Source organism: Allobosea sp. CCNWLY174, from assembly GCF_037120455.1.
Lineage (GTDB): Bacteria > Pseudomonadota > Alphaproteobacteria > Rhizobiales > Beijerinckiaceae > Allobosea > Allobosea lupini.
The window spans coordinates 1-14,940 of record NZ_JBBBBQ010000015.1 but is presented as its reverse complement, the minus strand read 5'-3'; the positions used below and the strand labels follow the sequence as shown (position 1 = coordinate 14,940).

General features: G+C 64.7%; 15 protein-coding genes and 1 pseudogene. 10 read left to right on the top strand and 6 right to left on the bottom strand.

The features are described 5' to 3' along the window. Positions 1 to 3: 3 nt before the first annotated feature. From V7S63_RS27280 to V7S63_RS27265, 4 genes are all read right to left on the bottom strand, one after another. Entirely contained in the window at positions 4 to 1,704 is a 1,701-nt protein-coding gene (locus tag V7S63_RS27280; protein WP_336532628.1) for an efflux RND transporter periplasmic adaptor subunit, read from the bottom strand. 63 nt (positions 1,705 to 1,767) lie between these two features. After that, entirely contained in the window at positions 1,768 to 2,190 is a 423-nt protein-coding gene (locus V7S63_RS27275) for a hypothetical protein (protein ID WP_336532627.1), read from the bottom strand. 858 nt (positions 2,191 to 3,048) lie between these two features. Then, positions 3,049 to 3,261 (bottom strand): hypothetical protein, encoded by a 213-nt coding sequence (locus V7S63_RS27270; RefSeq protein ID WP_336532626.1) that lies wholly within the window; start codon positions 3,259 to 3,261, stop codon positions 3,049 to 3,051. A gap of 71 nt (positions 3,262 to 3,332) precedes the next feature. Next, entirely contained in the window at positions 3,333 to 3,758 is a 426-nt protein-coding gene (locus tag V7S63_RS27265; RefSeq protein WP_336532625.1) for a DUF1236 domain-containing protein, read from the bottom strand. A 244-nt stretch (positions 3,759 to 4,002) separates the two neighbouring features. Here V7S63_RS27265 and V7S63_RS27260 point away from each other — a divergent pair, with 244 nt between their 5' ends. Both V7S63_RS27260 and V7S63_RS27255 read left to right on the top strand, forming a co-directional pair. After that, positions 4,003 to 4,356, top strand: coding sequence for a hypothetical protein (locus V7S63_RS27260; RefSeq protein WP_336532624.1), 354 nt, complete (start codon positions 4,003 to 4,005; stop codon positions 4,354 to 4,356). A gap of 531 nt (positions 4,357 to 4,887) precedes the next feature. Then, positions 4,888 to 5,025: pseudogene (locus V7S63_RS27255) on the top strand (IS5/IS1182 family transposase); the annotation flags it as partial. An 11-nt stretch (positions 5,026 to 5,036) separates the two neighbouring features. Here V7S63_RS27255 and V7S63_RS27250 read toward each other — a convergent pair. Continuing rightward, positions 5,037 to 6,209 carry an acyl-CoA dehydrogenase family protein gene (locus tag V7S63_RS27250; RefSeq protein WP_336532623.1) on the bottom strand — a complete coding sequence of 391 codons (1,173 nt, stop codon included), beginning with the start codon at positions 6,207 to 6,209 and terminating at the stop codon, positions 5,037 to 5,039. Positions 6,210 to 6,342: 133 nt separating this feature from the next. Here V7S63_RS27250 and V7S63_RS27245 point away from each other — a divergent pair, with 133 nt between their 5' ends. The 3 genes from V7S63_RS27245 to V7S63_RS28775 all read left to right on the top strand — a co-directional run bounded on the left by V7S63_RS27245 (position 6,343) and on the right by V7S63_RS28775 (position 8,146). Then, positions 6,343 to 7,035, top strand: a complete 693-nt coding sequence (locus V7S63_RS27245; protein WP_336532622.1) for a winged helix-turn-helix transcriptional regulator — start codon at positions 6,343 to 6,345, stop codon at positions 7,033 to 7,035. A gap of 235 nt (positions 7,036 to 7,270) precedes the next feature. After that, on the top strand, positions 7,271 to 7,480 hold the full coding sequence (locus V7S63_RS27240; RefSeq protein ID WP_336532621.1) for a cold-shock protein: 210 nt from the start codon (positions 7,271 to 7,273) through the stop codon (positions 7,478 to 7,480). Positions 7,481 to 7,768: 288 nt separating this feature from the next. After that, complete coding sequence (locus V7S63_RS28775) at positions 7,769 to 8,146, top strand: SMP-30/gluconolactonase/LRE family protein (RefSeq protein ID WP_442896527.1); 378 nt, start codon at positions 7,769 to 7,771, stop codon at positions 8,144 to 8,146. A gap of 197 nt (positions 8,147 to 8,343) precedes the next feature. On the opposite strand, the gene V7S63_RS27235 is transcribed toward V7S63_RS28775, so the two are convergent. Then, positions 8,344 to 9,558, bottom strand: coding sequence for an ROK family transcriptional regulator (locus V7S63_RS27235; RefSeq protein ID WP_336532620.1), 1,215 nt, complete (start codon positions 9,556 to 9,558; stop codon positions 8,344 to 8,346). 131 nt (positions 9,559 to 9,689) lie between these two features. Between V7S63_RS27235 and V7S63_RS27230 the strand changes: the two genes are divergently transcribed. From V7S63_RS27230 to V7S63_RS27210, 5 genes are all read left to right on the top strand, one after another. Then, positions 9,690 to 10,952, top strand: a complete 1,263-nt coding sequence (locus tag V7S63_RS27230; RefSeq protein WP_336532619.1) for an extracellular solute-binding protein — start codon at positions 9,690 to 9,692, stop codon at positions 10,950 to 10,952. A 61-nt stretch (positions 10,953 to 11,013) separates the two neighbouring features. After that, positions 11,014 to 11,907: a carbohydrate ABC transporter permease gene (locus V7S63_RS27225; protein ID WP_336532618.1), complete on the top strand. Its 894-nt coding sequence runs from the start codon at positions 11,014 to 11,016 to the stop codon at positions 11,905 to 11,907. Then, positions 11,907 to 12,728: a carbohydrate ABC transporter permease gene (locus V7S63_RS27220; RefSeq protein ID WP_336532617.1), complete on the top strand. Its 822-nt coding sequence runs from the start codon at positions 11,907 to 11,909 to the stop codon at positions 12,726 to 12,728. The genes V7S63_RS27225 and V7S63_RS27220 overlap by 1 nt, the downstream gene beginning before the upstream one ends. Next, positions 12,725 to 13,762 (top strand): SIS domain-containing protein, encoded by a 1,038-nt coding sequence (locus tag V7S63_RS27215; protein WP_336532616.1) that lies wholly within the window; start codon positions 12,725 to 12,727, stop codon positions 13,760 to 13,762. Before V7S63_RS27220 ends, V7S63_RS27215 begins: the two co-directional genes overlap by 4 nt. Next, complete coding sequence (locus V7S63_RS27210) at positions 13,759 to 14,703, top strand: ROK family protein (protein ID WP_336532615.1); 945 nt, start codon at positions 13,759 to 13,761, stop codon at positions 14,701 to 14,703. Before V7S63_RS27215 ends, V7S63_RS27210 begins: the two co-directional genes overlap by 4 nt. Positions 14,704 to 14,940: the final 237 nt, after the last annotated feature.

The following is a 14,940-nucleotide window of genomic DNA, read 5'->3' as shown; positions in this document are numbered from 1 at the left end:
GCCTCAGCGGATCTGGTTGAGGTGTTCGGCGCCGCGGACGACGATCCGGTCCCCCGGCGCCACGCCGGCCCGGATCACCACTCGAGTCGCGTCGAACGGCTCGGTGCGGACGGGCTTGGCCTCGAACCGCTCGGGATCGGTGTGGCGCCAGACCAGCGCCTCGCCGTTGCCGCCGCGCACGACCGCGTCGCGCGGGACGATGATGCCGGCGACGCTGGCTCCGTTCTGGGCCGTCACCCGGACGGGATGCCCGATCGCCAGCGCGGCCGGCGCGTCGTCGATCGAGAACTGCACCACCGTCGCCTGCTGCTGCAGCGCCCGCCCGAAGCCGCGGAAGGACAGCACGAGGGGCTTGCCGCCCGGCAGGGACGCCGAGGCGCCGCCGAGTTGCGACAGGTCGACGTCGCCATAGGACAACGCCTCTACCCATAGCCCGCCCGGATCGAGGACCTGGAACAGGACGTCCTGCGATCCGACGACCTGCCCGGCCACGACCCGGACGGCCGAGACGACGCCGTCCAGCGGCGCGCGCAGCACCTCGGGTTCGACCCGGATGCGACCGACGATCTCGCGCCGCTTCGTCAGGCCGGCCAGCTCAATTTCGGCGTCGATGACCTGGCTCTGCGGGGCGATGGCCCGTTCAGCCAGCCCGCGCAAGCGCTTGAGCTTCGCCTCGACCATCGCGATCTGCTGCTCGATCTCGCCGACGCGCTCGGCGATCGTTGTCCGGTCGGCCTGCGGCACGGCCTGCTCGACCGTCGCCAGGACGTCGCCTCGCCTCACGGTCTGCCCCAGCCGGGGCAGACCTTCCGCCGACGCCACGATCCGCCCGCCGGTAATGCTCTGGACCTGGCCGGAGCGATTGGGATCGGCGATCACGCGCCCGACCAGGGCGACGGTCCTGCCGGCCTCTTCGGGCTTGGCGGCCTGGGTGCGCACGTCGAGAAGCCGCTGCGTCGACTTCGGCACGAAGACGGCCCCGTCCGCGAGCCTGCGGGGCGTGTCGCCAGCGGGAAGCGCCACCTTCGCCGCCTCGCCGTGATCATGTCCTTCATGGGCGGTCGCGATCGCCGTGCCCGCGATCAGCAGCAGCATGACGAGCCCGATCGCCGGAATGACCGGACGGGCGCCGCGCAAGCCGACGCCGAGCAGCAGCCCCAACGCCAGGGCCCCGCCGGTGGCTAGGTGAAGTACCGGCACCTGCTTGCCGGCGATGGAGATGCTATCGGCCCGTCTCTCGGTCGTGGCCGGCCCCGCTGGCGCCAAGTTCGCGGTCGAAGCCGCAGGCCGCTCCAGCGTTCCGATCAGCAGATCGTCGCCTCGGGGGTGGGTGATCGCGATGACGAGTTCCAGCGGGTCGGCGCCCGCAAGCTGGTCCGAGGCCAGGACGTAGGTGCCATCCGGCGTCGGCGTCGCCACGACCTCGGCGCCCCCAGCGATCGTGACCGCGACGCGTGCGTCGATGACGGGCTCGTTGCTGGCATAGCGGTCGAGGAACAGCGTCAGCCGGCCCGTGCGCAAGATTCCGACAAGCTCATAGGCGTCGGAGTGAAGTGCCAGGCGAGGCGTTCCGGCAGCCGACACCAGAGCGGCCGGGGCGCCATGGTCATGGCCCTCATGGGCAGCGGCGGGAATCGACAGGAGGGAGGCGAGCGCCAATGGCGCAATAAGGCAGCGGGCGACGCTGCGACATAGGGAGAACATGAGGAGGAACCCACTGACATCGGCACGGCATTCCCGGCGGCGCGGCGGGATGCCGGCCGTCGATCAGGCGATGTCGAGGGTTCGTGGCGGCTTGGCGTGGAGGCCCGGGGATTTCGCGAGCGAGAGCGCCTCCGGCTGCGGGGCGAGCCGGATGCCGTGAGGGGTTCGCAGAGGCAGAGGTGCGATGCCGCGTTCGATCAGAGCGACGTTGCACATCGTGCCGCAACAGGCCCGACCCGACGTGCCATCGCGCTGCCGGTGATCGGGCGCGGTCGACGTATGCTCGAGCTCCGTACGGCAAACGCCTGCGGCCTCGACCAAGGGTGCATTCACCGACACGCGGAGCTGATCCTGCGACGAAGTGGCGACGACGCCCTTCAGAGGTTGGACGTGGCCGGAGTGCGCATTGGCGGCCGTTGCCCAGGCAAGCGCCAGCAGGGCGACCAGGGCGGTCGCCTTCAGTACGCTTGCGAGTGCGTAGATCAACCTCACGCCATTTACCGATTTGCCTAGTGTAGCCGACAGATGGAGCTTCCCACATGGGAAGGTCAAGAGAGCCGGGGGAATTGCGTTCTCGGTACCAAGGCAGCTTCCCTGAGCTCGCGTGCTGCCTGTCTTACGCGTGCTGCCTGTCTTATGAGCCGGCGGGGGACATCCCAAACGTCCGCAAGGGCCGCAACCAGATGCCTACCCCCCGTAGGATCGCAAACACGCCGCCGAGTATGCGCAGCCCGCAAACACTATGCGGAGCCAGCGCGATGCGGGCTGTCCCGCGCCGAGCCAGAGCGGCGCTTCCTGTTCGAAGCGTCGGACGGGCCTGCCCACCTTCGGGCATAGAGGCTACTCCGTTCAACGGAAGGCAGCTTAGAGCGACGATCTCGACCGAACGTGACCGGCGCGTACGAATTACCAATAGCGGTAATACCCGAAGTCACGGGCTCGCCGCCCATAGGCCCGAGCGTGAGGCGGCGGGCCTCTATAGTATCCACCGGACCCATAGCCGTGATCCCAGTGCCGTGAGCCCTTCCAACCCTTGTGGTGTTTGTACTTGTAGCCACCCTTCTTGATCTGCTCGACGTGGTCGGGCATCTCGACGGTTGTCAAAACCGCCACAGGGGCAGCCTGTAAAGTCGATGGCGTGATTGAGGCCAGGCCCAGCATGGCCGCCGCAACAAGAGCCAACTTTCGCATTTGGTATCTCCCGCATGAACAGTCGCCGATCGGGTGATGACGCAGCGGATGGTTGGGTCTGTGCCACAATTCAGCCGCTGAACCCAAGCCTGTGTCAGTCGCAGATGCGCATCCGGCGCTCGACGATCTCGCCGTAGCGATTGACCCGACGCTTTACGACGATGCGACAATCGTCATCGTCGTCGAAGACAGGGCCTCGGAAGCCACGCCGTTCTCCGGCAAAGCGGTACCACGGGGCTCGTGATAGCGCGGACCATCATAACCGGGCTGGTCGATGCCGAACCGGAACTCGACCTGCGCTTGAGCGGGATCGCTGAAGGCGGCTGTCGACGCAACGGCAGCGGCGATCAGGAAAGGCCGTAACATGGCGTCGTCTCCAATTTATCAGGTGAGCGGTTCGAGAGAAGCCCACCCTCTCAGGGGTGGGCTTCATTTGATCATTCGATGATCTGAACGATCTTCCGCGTCTTCGGCTCGACCAACACGGTCTGGTCGTTGACCACCGTGTAACGGTACTCGGTCTTGCCGTAGCGCGCCGGAACCTCGCGATAGGTGACCGTGTCGGGCAGCGTCGCCCCGACGACGACCTTCTCGCGGTACGCCACCGAAGGCACCTTCTGTTCCTTTACGTAAGTGCGGAACTCGGTACGCTGATCCGTAGCGATGCCACCGACGATCGCGCCGGCAGCGGCACCACCGACGCCACCGACCACTGCCCCCACAGGACCACCCACAATGGCTCCGCCGACGGCGCCCGTAGCTGCGCCGCTGGCTGCGCCACCGGCTGCGCCCGAGTTCGACTGCGCGAAGGCGGTTGCAGGAAAGATGGCGAGCGCGCCGATAAGAACGAGATTCTTGATCATGGTCTTCTCCCTTTCGAGGACATGATGCCCCTCAGTCGCATTCTGAACTGCGGACTGACGCGTCAGTTCCATGAATAACCGTTCATAATGAAAGACTTAGCGCGAATCTGAGCGAGTCTCTCTCGACCGGGAGTGCGGCTAGCGCACAACCCGCTCCAGTGACTACTTCCAGCGTGGGCTGAGGGGAGGAACTTTGGCCCGACCGAGGCGTTTCAGGAGACATGCATGAATTTGGGAGGCCGCAGTGATCTCGCAGTTGGCAGCGCTGCTTATGCCGAGCGCGATTTTCCTGACCAGTCACGCAGCTCCCGATATGAACATTACTTACAGCTGCAAATTCGACAGCGGCTTGGTCGTCATCGACCATCGCGAGGCCGCCGGCCGAGTCACCGTTCAGATCGACGGGTCGACGCGGCAATATCTCTATGACCAACAGAAGCTTGTGGCCACCGAGGCCGGCCTGCCTACTTACTATTTCCAGGCTGAGCTGAAGCGCTGGAAGCGGCTCAACGACAGCGGCGAAACCGTCGAGACAACGGTTTGCAAGGTGAGCCGCCCGGTCAGAGCCTCCGGACTGGACCCTTCGCATCGCGACTAACACGATAGCCGCGTTCAAATGCGCGACATGAATGCCTGTCCGACATAGAAATTGGGGAAGACGCGATTCGACGGCCAACGGTCGCCATGCAGTCGTGCCCTGGTTGCGCGGAGCTAGTCACTATTCAAAAATGCCTCAACCACCGACTCCACAAGAAGCGCGTCGTCGGTGCCCTCGCTGATATGGCGCAGGCACATTTTAGTGAGCTGCTTGTGCGGTGCATCAGCTTCCGCCTCAAGGAACAATCCTCGGGCGCGGAGAGTGGAAAAGGCCGATTTTAATGCCTTTTCCACTCTCACGAGCTCGGACGGCTCGAAAATGCCGTAACGGACGTATCGTGGGCAAGTCAGATGTGGCGCACCGAAGGAGTAATTCCAGTCTAGGAAACGGCTTCCCATTCTCAGAGCGCTGCATCTTAACGCAAGTTGTGAACGCAGGCATGACGCGTACCTGTTAGGGTATAAACTTAATCAGCGCCTTGAGATCGCTACATTTGGTTGAACCCGTAGCCTTTTTCGATGAAGGCGCGGCATGGCGAGATCGCTGTTTTGGCTGTCGGACGAGGCATGGGCGCGGATCGAGCCGCACCTTCCGACGAACCAGCCCGGCGCGCGCCGTGTCGATGATCGACGGGTGATCTTGGGCATTATCGGCTTGGCCTCCTCCGGTGCGTCGGCTCGTTAGAAAATCGCCGTCGTCGGCAAGCCGAGCGCCATTGCACCAGCATAACGGGCTTGCGGACTGGCCTGGAGGGGATGGAAACGCGCACCTTGGATGTCACGGAAGCGCCGCTCCAATCCCGTCGCCCGGTAAAACGAGGCGCCGCCCGCTAGCTCCATCGCCAGCTCGACGGCTGCAATCGCATGACGGGCGACCAGCGTGCGCCCTATCATGACTTCGTTGACCGTCTCGGCGCATGGTGCATTGCGCGCCACGGCATCCAGCATCCAGCGGTGCGCGAGCTGGGCGGCCCGCAATTCGGTGTCCAAACGGCCGGCCAGCGTCGTATCGGATGCCTGCTTTCTCTTCGCGACCTCGATGGCGATGTCGCGGGCGCTCTCAGCAACTCCGAGGTAGACGGCGTAGATCAGCGGGAAAGCGATCGTCGCGATCGTCTCGAAAACAGGGTGCCATTCGCCGGCCCTGCGCGAAAACGCGACATTCGCGGCGGGGATGAAGAGATCCTCGATCACGACGTCGTTTGACGCGGTGCCACGCATGCCGAGCGTGCGCCAGGTCTCCTCGATGCGCACGGCCGAGGACTTCATCGGAGCGCCGAAGTGAATGACCGACCGGGTTCCGTCTTCTCCCTCGTAGATCGCTCCGGTCATCAGGATATCGCCGGCTTCGGCGCCGGAGGTGAATACCTTCCGGGCGGTGATGCGATAGCCGTCGCCCTCCTTCTCGGCCTTGCCTGAGCCGCCGATCCAGTCCGAGCCGCCGGACGATAACAGGATGATCCTCTCCGCCGCGACCCGTTTCAACAGCGGCTCCACGGTGGCGACCTTCTGGTGCCGCCAACGCCAGGCCGGGATGGCGACCTGATGGGTGTGCATCGAAAAGGCCAGCGCCGTGGAACCGCAGGCCCTGGCGAGCACGCGCAGCATCTCGGCGAGCTCGGCAATCTGTGCACCGCCACCGCCGAGTTCCCGCGGGACGCCTGCCTCGACGAGGCCAGCTTCCTTCAGCAAGGCATAGTTCTCGCCGACGAAACGGTCCTTCTGATCGATCTCGGCGGCACGGGCGGCGAGCTTCGGCGCGAGGCGGTGCGCCGTTTCCACGACGCTGGCGGGAGAGGCGGTGGCTCCGACGAATGACGGAGCCGAGGCTTTCGAAGCAGCGATCGTCGACATGGTGTCCTCCATTGCTATGAGTGGGAAGGATCACCGCTGCGGTTCCGGGCTTCCAGTTCAGCAACTGAACTGCGGGCGTTTTCCGTGTGCCCCCCGATCTGGTACCATTCGTCAAAAGAAAACGGGGTTCCCCATGAACAATCGCGGCGGCTATGGCCAGTTCTGCCCGGTTTCGATGGCCTCGGAGATACTGTGCAGCCGATGGACGACGCTGGTCGTGCGGGAGTTGCTCTGCGGCAGCACCCGGTTCAACGACCTGCGGCGCGGCCTGCCGAAGATGTCGCCCGCCTTGCTCTCCAAACGGCTCAAGGAACTGCAGCAGGCCGGGGTCCTCACCGTCTCCCGCAAGACGAAGGGCTCGGTCGAATATCACCTTTCCGAGGCCGGCGAGGAACTGAGACCGTTGATTATGGGCCTCGGCACCTGGGCGCAACGCTGGATGGAATCGCGGCTTTCGCTCAGGAATCTCGATCCTTCGCTGCTGATGTGGGACATGCACCGAAGCCTCGACGTCAAGCTGCTGCCGGCGCATCGCTGCACGATACAGTTCCTGTACCCCGAACTTTCAGGGTCGCAGAAGAAGTGGTGGCTCGTGGTGGCCGACGGTGCCGTCGACCTGTGCAATTTCGACCCCGGCCATCAGCTCGACCTGCTGGTCAAGAGTTCCCTGCGCACGATGACGGCCATCTGGATGGGGCTGACGACGATCAAGAAGGAGTCGGACGCGGGCCAGTTGGAGATCGACGGCGATCAGGCCCTGGCTGGCTCCATGCAGCAATGGCTGGGGCTCAGTGCCTTCGCCTTCGAACCACGCCGGGTGCAGTGATCGACACAACGATTGGTGTGCAGGAACAAGCAAAATCACGGCTCTTCTGCGCCAACCACTGATATTCAACCGTTGCCAGGAAGCGGACATCCTTCTAGTCAGACCGAAGCTGGGAGGGCGCGCGCTCGGGCATTGAGACGAGCGAGGGTATCCTTAGCGAACCAATCCACGGCCAGTCGGCTTGAAAACCGAATTGTCGGCGGCCATTCTTGCCGTCCCAACAAGGAGGGCATTGATGGCTACCGGAACTGTGAAATGGTTCAACGCAACAAAGGGGTACGGTTTCATTCAGCCTGATGGCGGCGGCCAGGATGTGTTTGTCCATATCAGCGCTGTTGAGCGTGCTGGCCTGCGGGAGCTGCGCGACGGCCAAAAGATTTCCTATGAAGTCGTTGCAGACAAGCGCTCGGGCAAGTCCTCGGCCGATAACCTGCAGATCGATTAACCCGAGCGCCTTAGCAATGTCTCGCCTGAGTCGGCAGGGCCACCAGCACCGGTTGCGCCGATGTGGCCAAAAAGCAGACCATCGAGATCCAAGCCGTCGGGGTCATGAGAATCGAGGTCAGTTCAGATCCGACCCTGGATTCTGTGATCACCTTCGCAACCGAGGCTGAAGCAAATATAGCTCTGCGATTGCTGCCTACGGTTATCGCAGAGCTAGAGGCTCTCCTGGCACGCGCCAGCCGGGAGGAGGCGAGGCGACTGGCGAAGCAATAACCTTACAATCACCAAGGTGGAGACGGTCTATCTGTTCGACTACGATGCGACGGATGGCACCGCGCGCAATCGACGGGTCTGGCTATCGCCCGGCCACGCGCCGGGACGCCCGGACGGCGCGGCGGTCGATGCCGATGGCTGCTATTGGAGCGCCCGATGGGGTGGCAGCGCCGTTGTCAGGTTTACGCCATCCGGTCGTATCGATCGCGTGATCGAGATGCCGGCGAGCCAAGTTGCGATGTGCGCGTTCGGAAGTCCGTCGCTTTGTGATTTATACGTCCCACGGCGCGGATCGGGCTCAGACAGCCTCAGATCGAAATGGAGCCACGCGGGAGGGATTTTTGTCATTCCTTCAGTTGGTCAAGGGCTGAAAGAGAAGCGTTTCGGAGGTTAGAAAGTCTGTCGATTGTTGCCTCATGGCGGGGGTACGTGAGCACGCCCGACATTCACTGGGCGACTAGCGCCAATAGCTGACAGGTGCTCGGTGCCAGAGAGCAGACATTTGGCACTGGGGCTCAAGACCAATGTTGCCTTGTTCGCGTCGCGATGCCCCCCAAGAGCCGAGACAAGGTTGTCACTATCGGCGATCTGTCAAATCCGCTCCACGACATCCTGCTTGAACAGCAGTGACAGCTCCGGCGTCATACCGTCGAAGACCGGTAGCGTCGCGGCGCCCAGCGCCGGCGTATCCGGCCCCATCTCGGCGGCGATCAGGCGGGGCGTGTCGGCAGTCTTGTTGAGGCTGACACTACGCGGCAGCGGCTCGATCCGGGCGACGAGCGCCTCCAGCACCTGGCGAGGCAGCACCCCGCCAAGGATCACCGTCTGCGGATCGAGCATGTTCTCGATCATCACCACGGCCTGGCGCAAGCTGGCGGCCGCTTCGTCGAGCCAGGCGAGCAGACGCGCGTCGCCGTCCGTGAGCGCTTCGGCGATGCGGTCGAGATCGCCATGCCGCACGGTCGCGGCCTGCACGTCGCCGAGCGCTTTCAGGGCCAGCGAGACCGAGGCATAGCGTTCGAGGCAGCCGCGATTGCCGCATGGGCAGGGCCGCCCGTTGGTGTCGACGACGAGATGGCCGATCTCGCCCGACTTGCCGTAGCCGCCACGATAGGGCTGGCCGCGCAGGAAGAGCCCGCCGCCGATGCCGGCGCCGATATAGATATAGGCGAAATCAGTCAGCGTACGGCCGGCGCCGTAGAGCCGCTCGCCGATAGACGCGGCCGTGGCGTCGTTCTCGAGCAGCACCGGCAGGCCGAGCTTGTCCTGCAGCGATTGCCGCAGCGGGAACTCCTTCCAGCCGGGCAGCGCCACCTCGCCGAGCACCACGAGCCGGTCGTCCTGGAACAGGGCGGGAATGACGAGGCCGACGCCCCAGACGCGCTGACGCGCCACCTGCTGACGCTCGAGCATGGCTGAGATCGTCGCCGCGATCTGGTCAAGCACCGCCTCGGGCGCATCGGAGGCGAGGTCGAGTTCGGCGCGATCGCGCACTGCTCCCGCGACGTCGGTCAGGATGACCAGCAGGACACCATGGCCGAAGGACACGCCGAAAGTGAAGCCACCATCGGGATTGATGTCGAGATCGACCGCCGGCTGGCCGCGGGCGCCGCTGCGCCGGCTGACGCTGCGGACCAGCCCGGCCTCGGTGAGCTCGCCGATGATGTTGGAGATGGTCTGTGGCGCCAGACCGGTGGCGCGGGTGATCTCGGCACGCGAGAGCGGCGCCTGCAGCCGCACCGTCTCCAGCACGACCCGCCGGTTGAACCGGCGGGCATGGTCCATGTTGGCGCCGAACAGCTTCATCTGTGCCTCTGATCCATCGCTCCTGCCTACACCCGGGCGCTTGCCAGCCGAAGTGCTCTCTGATTAAATCACTTCATTGGAATAAATCGGGCGGCAGCGAAAGACCGCCCGGAACCAGCGGGGAACAGACCATGACGCAGCAGCGCGAAACCAAGACTGGCTTGTCCCGCCGGACGCTTCTGGGCGCGGCAGGGACGATGGCGGCGAGCGCCTATGGCTTCGGCGCGCGGGCGCAGGAGATGAATGTCCGCTTCGTCGGCGAGCGCTACCCGGCGCTGGAATTCTACGTGAAGAAGCTGCAGGCCGCGCTGCCGAACGTGAAGGTCACGGCCGATCTGATGCCGAATGCGCCGCTGAAGGAACTGCAGACGATCACTCTGTCGTCGGGCGCGGACTCGATCGACATCATGCTCGGCAACGATCTGACGATCGCGAACTTCGCCCAGAATGGCTGGCTCGAGCCGCTCGATGAATACATCGCTAAACACAAGGACGAGTACAAGCTCGCCGACTTCGCCAAGACGGCGATGAGCTCGGCTTCCTTCAGCGGCAAGGTCTACGGCCTGCCGGTGCTGACCAACACCCAGCTCATGGCCTATCGGCAGGACCTGTTCGAGGCCAAGGGCCTGAAGCCGCCGACCTCGTTCGAGGAATACATCGCTGCCGCTAGCGCGCTGAATTCGCCCTCCGTCGCCGGCACGGTGATGACGTTGAAGGGCGACGGTGTCCTCAATGAAGGCCACTGGTATCTCAATGCGCTTGGCGATGGCTGGTTCGACGCCAACAAGAAGCCGGTGTTCAACAGCCCGAAGGGTATCGCGGCGATCGAGACGATGAAGTCGCTGACGCGTTTCGCGCCACGCGGCTACACCGCCAACGGCAACGATGAGTCGACCATCCTGTTCCAACAGGGCGCCGCAGCCATGGGCATGCAGTGGCTGACGCGCACTGCCGCGATGGACCGCCACGACCAGTCCAAGGTGATCGGCAAGATCAACTGGGCGCCGCCGCCGCGTGGCGGCCAGGTCGTCGTCGCCGACAGCTTCGCCATCTCGAAGTTCTCGTCGCGCAACAAGGACATGCTGTTCCGCCTGCTCGCCGCGACGCTGTCGCCGGCGAACCAGCGCGAGGGCGCGAGCCTCGCCTGCCCGACGCGCGTCTCGGTGCTTGAGGATCCGGAGCTGCGCCAGCGCTTCCGCTATTACAACGTGCTGGTGCCGGCGCTGGACAAGGGCGCGATATTCCCGAAATTCGCCGAGTTCAAGGAGGTCAGCGAGACCGTGACGCGGCGCATCCTGCAAGCCGTCACTGGCGAGATGCCGGTCAAGGAGGCGCTCGACACCGGCGCCAAGGAGGCCGAGGAGTTCCTGACGCGCCGCGGCGTCTACAAGTGAGCAACTTCGCTCCCGGAACGGTCCGGGCCTGAACAGGGCCGTTCCAGCAAGGCATGAACTAATGGCGTCGTCCTCGGCGCGGGCCTATCCCCGCGAAATATCGCTCTGGCTGTTCGTGGTGCCGAGCGCGCTCGTCGTGCTTGGCGTGCGGCTCTACCCGGTGCTCTACGCCGTCTATCTCAGCTTCTTTGACTACCATATCGGCCAAACGCAGCCGCGCTTCGTCGGCGCCGAGAACTATGTCGCCTTGCTCGGCCAGGATCGCGTCTGGGCCTCTCTCAGGACGACGGTTATCCTGGTCGCCTCATCGCTCGCGATCGAGTTCGCACTCGGCCTCCTGCTGGCGCTCGGGCTCTACAAGCTGACGCGCGGCGCGCGCATCTTCTCGACACTCATCTTCGTGCCCTATCTGATAACGCCGGTGGTCGCGGCGCTGTTCCTGCGCTGGATCTTCGCAGCGCGCTGGGGCCTGGCGGATGCGGTCATCGCCTCCTTCGACATCTTCCCGCCGGACTGGCTGGGCTCGCCGGTCTGGGCTTTCGTCACCATCATCGTCGCCGATGTCTGGCAGTTCACGCCGTTCGTCATGCTAATCCTTTACGCCGGCCTGCAGGGCATGGACGCGGCGCTGCTCGAAGCCGGCAAGATCGACGGAGCTTCCGGCCCACGGCTGGTCTGGCACATCATCCTGCCGTGCTTACGGCCGCAGATCCTGTTCGTGCTGGCGATCCGGCTGATGGATTCCTTCCGCACTTTCGACAGCATCTACGTGTTGACCGGCGGCGGCCCGGGCACCGCCACCGAGACGCTGACCATGTACACCTACGCGATGGCCTTCAAGCAGCTCGACCTCGGCCGCGCCTCGACGCTGGGCGTCCTGACCATGCTGATCGTCACCGGGCTGACGCTGATGCTCATCTCGCTGATGTACCGGCGCGAGCGGGGAGCATTCTGATGAGTCGCCTGCTCGGACAGCCGACGGTCGTCTTGCTGCTGTCGCTGTTTTCGCTGTTCAGCCTGACGCCGATCATCTGGGCGGTGCTGATCTCGATCAAGCAACCGGCCGATGCCTTCGCGATCCCGCCAAAACTGTTGTTCGAGCCGACCTTCCGCTTCCATTACGAGATCTGGGTCGAGCGCCGCTTCGTCGAGTTCTTTCTGAACAGCGCAATCATCGCTCTCGGCACCGTCTTCATCTCGGTGCCGCTCGGCACGCTCGCCGCCTATGGCCTTTCGCGGCTGGAGAGTCGGATGGCCCGCTCCTATCTGATGGGGCTCTTGGTGATCCGGATGTTCCCGCACATCCTGCTGCTGATCCCGTTCTTCATCGTGGCGCGCTCGCTGTCGATGATCGACACTTACCCCGCGATGATTGCGGCGATGGTGGCGATCAACCAGCCTTTCACCGTTTGGCTGATGCGCTCATTCTTCCTGGAGATCCCGCGCGAGCTCGACGAGGCTGCGACGATCGACGGCTGCAATGCCTGGACGACTTTCACCAAGGTGATCCTGCCGCTGGCCAAGCCCGGCATCGTCGTCACCTCATTGTTCAGCCTGCTGCTCGCCTATAACGAATTCCTGTTCGCGCTGATCCTGACCGGCAGCAACACCAAGACGCTGCCCGTCGCCATCGCCGAATATGGCGGCGAGGACCTGAACTATTGGTCGCTCTCGGCTGCCGGTGCGATCGGGATCATGCTGCCGATCCTGCTGTTCATGCTGTTCTTCCAGCGCCATCTCGTGCGCGGCCTGACGATCGGCGCGGTGAAGGGATGACTATGGTCGACCAGAGCATCATCGACGGCTTCATAAGAGCGCAGGCACAGGTCGTTCCGGCGACAATCGCCGCAGTACGGCAGCGGCTGCACGAGCTCAGCTTGCCGCTGGCACGGCACATCGTCCTCGTCGGCTCCGGCACCTCGCTCAACGCTTTGATGGTGGCAAAGCCCGCATTGGAGGCCGGCGGCGCCTTCGTCGAGGTGCTGAACCCCGTTGCCTTTCTGCAGCGCGAGCCTGTGCTCGGTCGCGAGGCGCTCATTGTCGCGCTGTCGCAGACTGGGACCAGCGAAACCACCGTCGCGGCGGTCAAGCGCGCGCAGGACAATGGTCGGACCTGTCTGACCATCACCGCCGAGGCCGACAGTCCGATCGGGCAGGTGGCGACCACCAAGATCGTGATGCCGGTCGGCCTCGAGCCCGTCGGCCCGAAGACCAAGGGCTATGCCGGCTCGCTCGCGGCGCTGGCCGAGCTTTCGGCGGCGTTGTCCGGACAGGTGGGCCCGGATGTTGCCGAGCTGGAGATTGCCGCGCTGATCGAGGCGGCAACGCCGCCAGCCTTCGCGCTGGCGGCGGAACTCGACATGGTCGACGGACTGCTCTTCACCGGTGAAGGCCGTCATGTCGGTACGGCGCTCGAAGCCTCGCTCAAGCTCGCGGAGATGACCGGCGTGCCCGCCGCGGCCTTCCCGACCGAGGAAGCGATGCACGGCCGCCTGCACGGGCTGACGGCGAGGAGTCTCTGCGTCATGATCGCGGCGGATGCGGCCGAGCGCAGTCTCGCAGCCCATGCCGCCGTCGTGATGACTTCGCTCGACGTCCGCATGCTGATCCTCAACCTGACCGCTGAGCCGACGCCGTTCGACTGGATACGGCTGGCCTCGCTCCCGCCGCCGTTTGATGCGCTCGCCGCCATCGTGCCGGTGCAGCGGCTAGCGCAAGCGATGGCGGCGCGACGCGGGATTCCGCCGCATCTCATGCGCTTTCCGGGGTTGTCCAAGAAGCTCGGCATCAAGATCGCCCGCCTGTCATGAAGACCGTCTTCGCCTTCGACATCGGCGGTACCGCCGTCAAGTTCGGGCTGGTGGCCGAGAGCGGGCGCCTGCTCGGGCAAGGCGAGGTGCCGTTCGAGCGGGAATTGCGGTTCGACGCGCTCTGCGAACGGCTGGCGCGGCTCTATGAGCACGTGATGGAAGGCCGCCGGGCCGATGCACTAGCGGTCGCGATGCCGGGCTTCGCTTCGCGGGAGAGCGGCGTCGTCGTCGATGGCGGCGGCAATGTGCCGGCGCTGCGCGACGGCTCGATCGCGCAAGCGCTCGGACAGCGCCTCGCTTTGCCGGTCTGGTTCGCCAATGACGGCGTTGCCGCTGCGCTGGGCGAGGTCAGGTATGGCGCCGGCAGGGCACTCAGCCGCTTTGTGCTGATTACCATCGGGACGGGGGTTGGCGGTGCCGTCGTGCTCGATGGCAAGCCGATCATCGGCCCGAATGGCCATCCTCCCGAGTTGGGAGCGATCATCGTCGGCAGCGACGATACCGGTGAGCTGCTCTCGCTTGAAGCGCGGTCCTCGGCGCTCGCCATGCTGCAATCCTATGGACGTCGGACGGCAGGAACGGCTGTATCGGTGCGCGACCTCTTCGCGCGGGCCGAGGCCGGCGAAGCGGCGGCGGGCGCAGCCATCGATGCCGCCTGTCACGGAATCGCCCAGGCGGCGGGCACCCTCACCAATGCGCTCATGCTTGAGGCGGTCATGCTCGGCGGCGGCGTATCGGGGGCCGGCGAAGCTCTGGCGAGCCGGGTTCGCGTTCTTCTGCCAGCCTATGCCTGGCCGTCACTGGCGGCAAAAGTCCATATCCGCATCGCCGAGCTCGGCAACGCGGCCGGGCTGCTGGGCGCCGCCTCGCTCGCTTTCGAAGGTTTGCCCGCGTCAACGCATGCTCGTGGGGCAGGGAGGTGGCCAAATTCTGAACCATGACCTGAGCGATCGGGGCTCATGGATACCAACTCGCGCCACAACGGGACTCTGGCTCAATGCTGGTTAGCGGACATTGAGCGTCGACTCCGGGGATCCAACTGGGCCGGATTTCGACTGTCGTTGCTCAGAGGACTTGCCGCCGGTGGGTAGACGAAGCCGTGGCGAACAGGATGGTTCTTGTGGTGAGCGCTGCGCGCGGCGGCGCGCCGGCCGACCGGGAAGCATTTCAGCCGTCAA

Bases quoted from the DNA above. Each gene is read 5' to 3' on its own strand.
- V7S63_RS27280 (WP_336532628.1), bottom strand. From the start codon at position 1,704: ATGTTCTCCCTATGTCGCAGCGTCGCCCGCTGCCTTATTGCGCCATTG.
- V7S63_RS27270 (WP_336532626.1), bottom strand. From the start codon at position 3,261: ATGTTACGGCCTTTCCTGATCGCCGCTGCCGTTGCGTCGACAGCCGCC.
- V7S63_RS27265 (WP_336532625.1), bottom strand. From the start codon at position 3,758: ATGATCAAGAATCTCGTTCTTATCGGCGCGCTCGCCATCTTTCCTGCA.
- V7S63_RS27250 (WP_336532623.1), bottom strand. From the start codon at position 6,209: ATGTCGACGATCGCTGCTTCGAAAGCCTCGGCTCCGTCATTCGTCGGA.
- V7S63_RS27245 (WP_336532622.1), top strand. From the start codon at position 6,343: ATGAACAATCGCGGCGGCTATGGCCAGTTCTGCCCGGTTTCGATGGCC.
- V7S63_RS27240 (WP_336532621.1), top strand. From the start codon at position 7,271: ATGGCTACCGGAACTGTGAAATGGTTCAACGCAACAAAGGGGTACGGT.
- V7S63_RS27235 (WP_336532620.1), bottom strand. From the start codon at position 9,558: ATGAAGCTGTTCGGCGCCAACATGGACCATGCCCGCCGGTTCAACCGG.
- V7S63_RS27230 (WP_336532619.1), top strand. From the start codon at position 9,690: ATGACGCAGCAGCGCGAAACCAAGACTGGCTTGTCCCGCCGGACGCTT.
- V7S63_RS27225 (WP_336532618.1), top strand. From the start codon at position 11,014: ATGGCGTCGTCCTCGGCGCGGGCCTATCCCCGCGAAATATCGCTCTGG.
- V7S63_RS27220 (WP_336532617.1), top strand. From the start codon at position 11,907: ATGAGTCGCCTGCTCGGACAGCCGACGGTCGTCTTGCTGCTGTCGCTG.
- V7S63_RS27215 (WP_336532616.1), top strand. From the start codon at position 12,725: ATGACTATGGTCGACCAGAGCATCATCGACGGCTTCATAAGAGCGCAG.
- V7S63_RS27210 (WP_336532615.1), top strand. From the start codon at position 13,759: ATGAAGACCGTCTTCGCCTTCGACATCGGCGGTACCGCCGTCAAGTTC.